General features: G+C 73.4%; 2 protein-coding genes. Both read left to right on the top strand.

The features are described from left to right. Positions 1-3,051, top strand: a 3,051-nt coding sequence (locus tag VNS22_RS14900; protein ID WP_325733717.1) for a KR domain-containing protein, incomplete at its 5' end; no start/stop codon positions are given. After that, positions 3,044-9,559 (top strand): SDR family NAD(P)-dependent oxidoreductase (locus VNS22_RS14895; RefSeq protein ID WP_325733715.1); only part of this gene is annotated, 6,516 nt, incomplete at its 3' end. The genes VNS22_RS14900 and VNS22_RS14895, both read left to right, overlap by 8 nt.

Raw genomic sequence — 9,559 nt, 5'->3', positions numbered from 1 at the left:
GTGCTGGCGCGCTGCACTCCCGACGAGGCCGGCCCGGACGCGCTCTACGCCATGCTGGACGAGCGCGGCATCCATCTGGGCCAGGCATTCCGTGGCATCCGCCGCCTGTGGCGCGGCTCAGGCGAGGCCGTGGCCGAGATCGAGCTGATGCCGGGCCTTGCCAGGGACTGCCCGGAGCTGCCGATCCATCCCGCAGCATTGGATGCCTGCTTCCAGACGCTGGGCGCCACCTTCAGCGGCGGCGGCGCCTCGGGTGCCTTCCTGCCGTTCGCGATCGAGCGCGTGGCCTTCCTGGCCCGTTGCCCGGAGCGCTTCCGCGTCCATGTCCGGGCACGTCCCGGCACCGGCACGCTCGATGCCGCGCAGGGCGATCTGCGCCTGTTCGACGAGACCGGCCGGACGATCGCCCGGATCGACGGCCTCTCCATCGCCCGGCTACGCGGCGACGCAAAGCCCGCACCGCTCGGCGAAGGCTGGAGCTACCGGATCGACTGGCAGCCCCTGCCGCTGCCGGCCGCCGCCACCAGCCCCGAACCCGCCGTGCTGGCCGACACGGTCCGTGCCACGGCGGCGGCCGCCGCGACGGAACTCGCCACGCCGCCGGAGCTGGGTGCCGGACTGGAGCAGCTGGCGGCGGCCTATGCCGCGGCGGCCGCCCGTGCCGTCGATCCGTCCGAGGTCGACCCGAAGCGCCGCCGCCTGTTCGCCCACCTGCCCGGCATGGCCGTGCACGCACCTCCCGAGACCGACGCGGATAGCCTGCGCACCGCACTCGAAGGCCGCTTCGGCGCCATGCCGGAGATCGAGATCGCGGCGCGCTGCGGCCGGGCCCTGCCGGCGGTGCTGCGCGGCGAGCAGGATCCCCTGGCCGTGCTGTTCGGCGATGGCGACGCCGGCTTCCTGTACGGCGGCGCCGGGTTCGCCCGGCTCCTGAACGGCATGGTGCTGGCTGCGATCGAGGGCGTGATCCAGGCGGCCGACCCGGGCCGTCCGGTGCGCATCCTGGAGATCGGTGCCGGCACGGGTGCCCTGTTCGATGCCCTGCGCGCCCGCGTCCCGACCGAGCGGTTCCGCTACGACTTCACCGACATCTCCCCGGCCTTCCTGGGCCAGGCCGCCCAGCGCTTCGGCGCGGATTCGGCCCGCTTCGTGCCGCTCGACATCGAGCGGGATCCACAAGTGCAGGACTTCGTGCCGGCCAGCTACGACCTGGTGGTGGCCGGAAACGTCCTCCATGCCACCCGCGACCTCACCGCCAGCCTGGCGCATGCAAGGAGCCTGCTGGCGCCGGGCGGCGTCCTGGTGCTGCTGGAGGCCGCGCGCCGCAGCGCCTGGAGCGATCTGGTGTTCGGCCTGACCGATGGCTGGTGGCGCTTCGAGGATATGGCCTTGCGCCCGGACCATCCGCTCCTCGACGCGTCCGGCTGGCGCCGGCTCCTGGCGGAGCACTTCGGCAGTGCCGAGGTGGTGGCATCGCCCGGCAGCGGCGACCAGATCGTCGGGATTGCCCGCAACGCGACCGGCGACCAGCCGGTCCAGGTCCTGCGCCCGCTGCCCGGCGCGTCTGCCCTGGATCTGTCGGCCGAGATTCTCGCCGCTGCCAGGCGGGCCCTGGAATCGCCGCGGCCGCCAGCACTCAGGATCGTCCTGCCCCGCGGACTCGCCCCAATGGATGGTCCGCCCGACCCGGCCATGGCCAGTGCCGCCGGGCTCACCCGGGTACTGACGCTGGAGCATCCCGAGCTGGACTGCCGGATCCTGGACGGCGACGCGGATCTGCCCGAGGCCGAGCTGGCCGCGGGCGACGAGGTGGAGGTCGCCTGGCGCGGCGGCCGACGCTTCGTGCGCCGCGTGATTCCGCTGGCCCTGCCGGCCGATGGCAGCTTCCGCACCACAGGCACGCACCTGGTCACCGGCGGCCTGGGCGGGCTCGGCCGCGGCCTGGCCGACTGGCTGCTCGCCCATGGCGCCCAGCGCGTCCTCCTCCTGGCCCGCCATCCGGCCACGGAGCCACTGCCGCCCGGTGTCGAGCTGCTGCAGGCCGACGTTGCCGACCGCGCCGCCATGACCGCCGCCATCCGCACGGCCGGCCCTGAGCTGCGCGGCGTGTTCCACCTGGCCGGCAGCCTCGACGACGGCGCCTTCCTGCGGCTGGACCGCGACCGGCTGGCGCGGGTCTACCGGGCCAAGATCGAGGGCGCCTGTCTGCTGGACGAACTGACCGCCCATCTGCCGCTCGATGCCTTCGTGCTGTTCGGCAGCACGGCCGGCGTGTTCGGCAATCCCGGCCAGGCGAACCATGCCGGTGCCAATGCCTTTCTGGACGCGCTCGCCTGGTCGCGCCGTGCCCGGGGCCTGCCGGCCCTGGCGATCGACTGGGGTGCGTGGGCCGGGGCAGGGGCGATCGCCCGCGAGGGTGTGGCCGGGCGCTTTGCCGGCGAGGGCGTCGGCCTGATGGATCCGCAGGCCGCCTTCGACCTGATGGGCCGCGCCATCGCCGCCGGCGAGACCCAGATCGTCGGTGCGATGGTGGACTGGCCGGTCTTCCTGCGCCGCTACGGGCAGGGCCGCGTCCCGGCCTTCTTCGACGCGGTCCGGCCGCGCACCCGGCGCAGTCCGGCCGCCGCTTCGCCGGCTGCATCCGGCAGCGCTGCCGCCCGCCCGGCCGATCGCGCCGGCCTGGCCCGGTTCGTTGCCGCGAGCGCTGCCACGGTCATGGGCAGCGCTGCCGGCGAGACGATCCCGGACGATCAGCCGCTCAACGAGCTCGGCCTCGACTCGCTCATGGCCCTGGAGCTGCGCAAGGCGCTGGGCCAGGGGCTGGGCCTGGAGCTGCCGGCCACGCTGCTGTTCAGCTACCCCACCATCCTGGCGCTGACCGAGCATCTGGCCGGCCTGCTGGGCTTGGCCGAGGACCCAGGGGATGCCGGCCAGCTGCCGCCGGAAGTGAAGGTCGACGAGGACCTGGCAGCGGTCCAGGCGATGAGCGAGGCGGAGATGACCGCCATGATCGAGCGGGAGTTCGCACGGGCGATGGCAGATCATGGCTGACAAGACCCTCACACCCCTCCAGCAGGCAGCTTTGGCGCTGCGCCGGATGCGCAGCCGCGTCGACATGCTGGAGGAGGCGGCACGCGCGCCCATCGCGGTGATCGGCCTGGCCTGCCGCTACCCGGGCGGAGCCGACGACGGTGAGGGGCTCTGGCAGAATCTCGTGCATGGCGTGGACGCCACCTGCGAGATCCCTGCCGGTCGCTGGGATGTCGACGCCCATTACGACCCGCGCCCGGGCGTGCCCGGCAAGATGTACACGCGCCGCGGCGGCTTCATCGACCGGGTCGACGAGTTCGACGCCCAGTTCTTCCGGATCGCCCCGCGCGACGCGATCGGCATCGACCCGCAGCAGCGCCTGCTCCTGCAGACCGTCTGGCATGCGCTGGAGGATGCCGGCCTGCCGCCGCCCAGCCTGCAGGGCCGCAAGGTCGGCGTGTTCCTCGGCATCAGCACCAACGACTATTCCAACCTGCTGAGCAAGACCGCGTTCGGCTCGTCCAGCAATGCCGGGGCAGGGGCCGGCAACGCCGCCTCGGTGGCGTCCGGCCGGATCAGCTACACCTTCGACTTCCAGGGCCCCTGCGTCGCGGTCGACACCGCCTGCTCCTCCTCGCTCGTCGCGACCCATCTGGCGGTCCAGGCGCTGCGCAACGGCGAGTGCGAGCTGGCGGTGGTGGCCGGCGTCAACCTGATGCTGGCCCCGGACATCACCGTCAATTTCTGCCAGGCGCGGATGCTGTCGCCGGACGGGCGCTGCAAGACGTTCGATGCCGGTGCGGACGGCTATGCCCGGGCCGAGGGCTGCGGCGTGGTGATCCTGCGCCGGCTGGCCGATGCCGGCAGCGACCGGGTGCGCGCGGTGATCGCCGGCAGCGCCATCAACCAGGACGGCCGTTCCGCCGGCCTGACCGCACCGTCCGGCCCTGCCCAGGAGGCGGTGATCCGTGCCGCCATCGCCAATGCCGGCCTGACTCCCGCGGAGGTCGACGCGATCGAGGCCCACGGCACCGGCACCGGATTGGGCGATCCGATCGAGATGCACGCCCTGGCCGCGGTGTTCGCCAAGCGCGACCGGCCGCTCTGGGTCGGCTCGATCAAGAGCAACATGGGCCATGCCGAGGCCGCGGCCGGGGTGGGCGGGCTGATCAAGGCGGTGCTGATGGCCGAACGCGGCCAGATCGCCCCCTCGCTCCATTTCGACCGGCTGAACCCGCATATCGACCTGAACGGCGTCGACATCCGCATCCCCGTCGAGGCGCAGGCCACCGCGCCCCGTGCGGTGGGGGTGAGCAGCTTCGGCTTCAGCGGCACCAACGCCCATATCGTCGTCACGCCGCCGCCTGCACCGGATCTGCGAAACGAACCCGAGCTTCCTGCCGGCCACGTCCCGCGCCTGCTGATCTCCGCCCGTACCCCCGACGCACTGGCGGAACTGGTCACGGCCTATCGCCGTCTGCTCGACGCCGACCCGTCCAGCTTCTCGGATGTCTGCCACAGTGCCGCCACCGGCCGCGCCCGGCTGCCCTGGTGGATCTGCGTCGAGCGTCCCGAGGACCTGGCCACTGCCGAGCCGCAGCACGGCCGCCACCCTGACCTCGGCCCGCAGCCCGGCCGGCGCGTGCCGCTGCCGCGCTACCCGTTCGAGCGGCAGCGCTACTGGATCGACACGAGCCCGGCACCGGCCGCCGTCGCGGTCGCGGCCTTGCCCAAGGGCAGCCACCCGTTGCTCGGCCGCCGCCTCCAGCTGCCCTTCAGCGAGGAGCGGCGCTTCGAGGCGGCACTGCATGCCACCGACCCGGCCATGCCCTGGCTCGCCGAGCACCGTGTGCTGGACCAGGTCGTGCTGCCGGCAGCGGCCTTGCTGGAGCTCCTGCATGCCGCCGCCCCGGACAAGGAGATCCGGGATCTCGACCTCCTGCTCCCGATCCGCCTGCCCGACCAGCCGGGCCTGCACCTCCAGCTGATCCTGGCCGGCGACGGCAGCGCCCGGATCGTGTCCTGGAACGCCGCGGACGAGGCGGCCAAGCCCGTCCTCCATGCCCGCGCCCGGCTGGCCGATCCGGCGGCACCGCCTGCCGCCCGTCCGCCGGCCGGGGATGGCACGCCCGTACCGCTGGCCGCGTTCTTCACGGAGCTGGAGCGGCGCGGCATCGCCTATGGCCCGGCCTTTCGCGGCCTGCGCGACCTGCGCCGGATCGGCCCCGGCGAGGTCGCGGCATGCCTCGCCCTGCCGGAAGAAGCTGGCACCGCGGATGGCTTCACCCTCCATCCCGCCCTGCTCGATGCCGCCCTGCAGGCAGTCGCCGCCGCCCTGCCGGCGGACGACAGCGGCGCCACGATCATTCCGGCCCGGCTCGCCCGTGCCCGCCTGCTGCGCCGCCCGGGCACCGGCCTCACCGTGCACGCCACCGCCCGGCAGGAAGGCGCCAGCATCCTGGCCGAGCTCGTGCTCATCGACGCCGAAGGCCCGGTCGCCTTCCTGGCCGGGCTCGAGTTCCGTCCGGTCAGCACCATCATGCTGACCGGTACGGGGCATGGCATCGCCGATGCGTTTTACACGATCGAACCCGAGCCCTGCCCGCGCATCGACGGCCTGCTGCCGCCCGATTTCCTGCCTTCCGCACAGGAGCTCTGCGCGGAGCTGGCGCCGCTGTCCGCCGAGGCCGGGCAGCGCTTCGGCATCGAGGTCTATGCCGAGACCGCACCGGCCCTGGACCGGATCACCGCGGCGTTCATCCAGCGCGCACTCGTCGAGCTGGGCCTGACCTGGCAGCCCGGCCGCCTGCTGACCCCCGCGGCCCTTGCCGCCGAGCTGGGCGTGGCCGACCGCCACCGCCGCCTGCTGCGCCGCCTGCTGGCAATCCTGGCCGGTGACGGGATGCTGGAGGCGGTGGGGCCGGCCTGGCGGACCCTGCCGGCCCCGCTCACCGCCGATCCTGCCGCCGAGCTGGATGACCTGATCGCGGCCCATCCGGGCGCTGCCGCCGAATTGGCGCTGGTACGCCGGGCCGGGCCCCGCCTGGCCGACGTCCTGGCGGACCGGGTCGACCCGCTCACCCTGCTGTTCCCGGGCGAAGGTGGTGGAGCCGCCGACCTCTACGCCAGTTCCGCCTATGCCCGGACGGTCAACGCGCTGCTGAGCGAGACGGCCGGGCGGCTGCACCGCAGCCTGCCCGCGGGCCGGGTCCTGCGGGTGCTGGAGATCGGTGCGGGCACGGGCGGAGCCACGGGGGCCGTGCTGGAGGGCCTGCCCGAAGGCAGCGCCCGCTACTGCTTCACCGATCTGTCCCAGCTCTTCCTCGATGCGGCCCAGGCCAGGTTCGCCCGCCGCGATCTCGACGTCCGGCGGCTGGACATCGAGCAGGATCCGCAGGCCCAGGGCTTCGCCCCCGGCAGCCAAGACCTGATCCTCGCCGCCAACGTCCTGCATGCCACGCGCGACATCGCCGAGAGCCTGGCCCATGCTGCCAGCCTGCTCGCACCGGGCGGCCTGCTCGTCCTGGTCGAGACCACCGAGCCGCGCTCCTGGGTCGACATCGTGTTCGGCCTGACCGAGGGCTGGTGGCGCTTTGCCGACCGCAGCCTGCGCAGCGACCACCCGCTCCTGTCGCGCACGCAATGGCTGGAAGTGCTGACGGCGGCAGGGCTCGTTGCCGATGCTCTGCCGGCCGGCGAGATCATCCTGGCCCGCAAGCCCGCCATGCCCGTGGCGGTTCCGCCGGTCCGGCTCCTGGGCGAGCCCGGGAACCTGGCGCTCCCCGACACGATCGGTGCCCCCCAGGCGCTGTACGTGCCCCCGCCGACACCGGCCACCTTCGCCGGCCAGCTCGACCTGTTCGAGGGCCTGCTGGCCAGCATCCGGCGCCTGAACGCGGAGCCCGAGCTGCCGGCGCTGACGATCCTGGCCGACGGCACGCTCGGCCATGCCGGGCTCGCCGGGTTCCTGCGCACCCTGCGCCTGGAGCAGCCGAAGCTGCAGGCCCGCCTGATCGAGGCCCCGCCCAGTGAATGGGCACTGCTCGACGAGCTGACTGGCCCGGATGGCGAGAGCCACCTCCTGTGGCGGGACAACCAGCGCCTGGCACCGCGGCTGCGGCCGACCCCGGCACCCGAGCCATTGGACAAGGTCGAGGGCACTTGGCTCGTCACCGGCGGATCCGGCGAAGTCGGCCGGGTCGCCGCCGCATGGCTCGCCAGGCACGGCGCCAGCCGGATCGTCCTGGTCTCGCGCAGCCGCCCGGAAGCACTGCCGGACCTGCCGGTGCCGGTCGACTGCCATGCCGCCGACGTGGCCGATGCCGACGCCATGGCAGCGATCCTGGCCGGCCTGCCGGACCTGCGCGGCATCATCCATGCGGCTGGCCAGCTCGACGACGCGCCCATCCAGCAGCAGAGCCGGGAGCGCTTTGCCGCCGTGATGCGGGCCAAGATCGAGGGCGCGCTGGTGCTGGACCGGCTCACCCGGGCACGGCCCGAGGTGCGTCTCGTCCTGTTCACCTCGGTGGCCGGCGTGCTGGGCTCCGCCGAGCAGGCCAACCACGCCGCCGCCAGCAGCTTCCTCGATGCGCTGGCTCAGGAGCGCAGCCGTGCCGGCCTGCCGACGGTGGCGGTGGACTGGGGCGTGTGGCGCGAGATCGGCGCTGCCGCCCGGCTGGGCGTGGTCGAGCGCGCCGAGAAGCTGGGCCTGGGCAGCCTGAGCCCGGCTGAGGGCGAGGCCGCGTTCGCCGCCGCGCTGGGCGACGGCGCGCCGGCACAGCTCGTGGTGTTGCCCAACGCCGACTGGCCCCGCTTCCTCGGCCAGTTCCCCGACGGCGAGAAGCCAGCCCTGCTGCAGGGGATCTCGTCCGTACCCCGTCAGGCCGCTGCGGCGGCATCGTCCGGTGAGAGCACCAGCCCGGCGGAACGGCTCTGCCGGATCGTCGCCGAGGTGGTGGGCCTGCCGGCGCCGGCCGATTCCGACACGCCGCTGCCCGATTTCGGCCTGGACTCGCTGATGGCGGTGGAGATCCGCAACCGGGTGCAGCGCGAGCTCGGCATCGAGGTCGGCGTGCGTGAGCTCTTGGAAGGCGCCACCATCGCCGCCATCGCGGGCCGTGCCGGCAGCCAGGAGGCGGCGGCACCGGCCCGGCGGATCGAGCCCGACCCGGCCCGCCGTCACGACCCGTTCCCGCTCACCGAGATCCAGCAGGCCTACTGGATCGGCCGCGGCGATTCGCTCGAGCTCGGCAATGTCGGCTGCTACCTCTACACCGAGGTGGAGCTGCGCGACGTCGACCTGCCACGCCTGGAGCATGCCTGGAACCAGCTGGTCCGGCGCCACGACATGCTGCGTGCCGTGATCCTGCCGGACGGCCGCCAGCAGATCCTCCACGAGGTCCCGCCCTACCTGATCGCCGAGCGCCACCTGGACGGCCAGGACGACGAGGCGGCCCTGCTGGCGATCCGTGAGGAACTGTCCCACCGCCTGCCGGACCCGGCCGTCTGGCCGCTGTTCGACATCCGCGTCACCCATCACCGGGGTGGCCGCCGTCTGCATATCGGCCTGGACCTGCTGGTGCTGGATGCCGCCAGCATCTTCCAGCTGCGCGAGGAATGGGGCCGCCTCTACGAGAACCCGGCGACCCCGCTCCCGCCGATCGGCCTGAGCTTCCGCGACTTCGTGATGGAAGGTCTCGCCTGGCGGCAGACCGAGGCTTGGCAGCGCAGCGCCCGCTACTGGCAGGAGCGTCTGCCGACCCTGCCGGGCGCACCCGACCTGCCGCTCGCCCGGCAGCCCCGGCAGATCGACCGCCCGCGCTTCGTCCGCCACCTGGCGACCCTGCCGGCTAGGCAGTGGTCCGCGCTGCAGGAAGCCGCCCAGGCGAGGGGGCTCACCCCGTCCGCCCTGCTCGCTGCTGCCTATGGCGACATCCTGGCCGCCTTCAGCCGCACCGAGCGCTTCTGCCTGACGCTGACCTCCTTCAACCGTCCGCCACTTCATCCGGACATGGCGGCCCTGATCGGCGACTTCACCTCGACGATCCTGCTGGAGGTGGACAGCACGCCCGCCAGCTTCGCCGAGCGCGCCACCGCCCTGCAGAAGCGGCTGGCAGAGGACCTGGACCATGCCGAGGTGGGCGGGGTCCATGTGCTGCGTGAGCTGGCGCGGACCCGTGGTGCGGCCGCCGCCTCGATCCCGGTCGTGTTCACCAGCGCGCTGGGCTTCCGCGCTCCGGCCGGCGAGCGATCGAGCTGGGACCGCATCAGCGACATGGTGCACAGCGTCGCCCAGACCCCGCAGGTCTGGATCGATCACCAGGCCTCCGAGCATGACGGCGGGCTCCTCTATACCTGGGACGTGGTGGCGGACCTGTTTCCCGCTGGCGTGGTGGGGTCGATGTTCGCGGCCTACCGCCGGCTGCTGGAACGGCTGGCCTCGGGCGAGGGCTGGTCGGGCGGGGTGGATGCGGCGGTGGATGTCCCGCCCCGGCCGGCCCCGGCGGTGGCCTTTGCGCCCGAGCCGCTG

The organism is Geminicoccus sp. (genome assembly GCF_035556675.1).
In the GTDB taxonomy this organism is placed as follows: Bacteria; Pseudomonadota; Alphaproteobacteria; order Geminicoccales; family Geminicoccaceae; genus Geminicoccus.
This window is presented reverse-complemented; position numbering and strand designations above follow the sequence as displayed.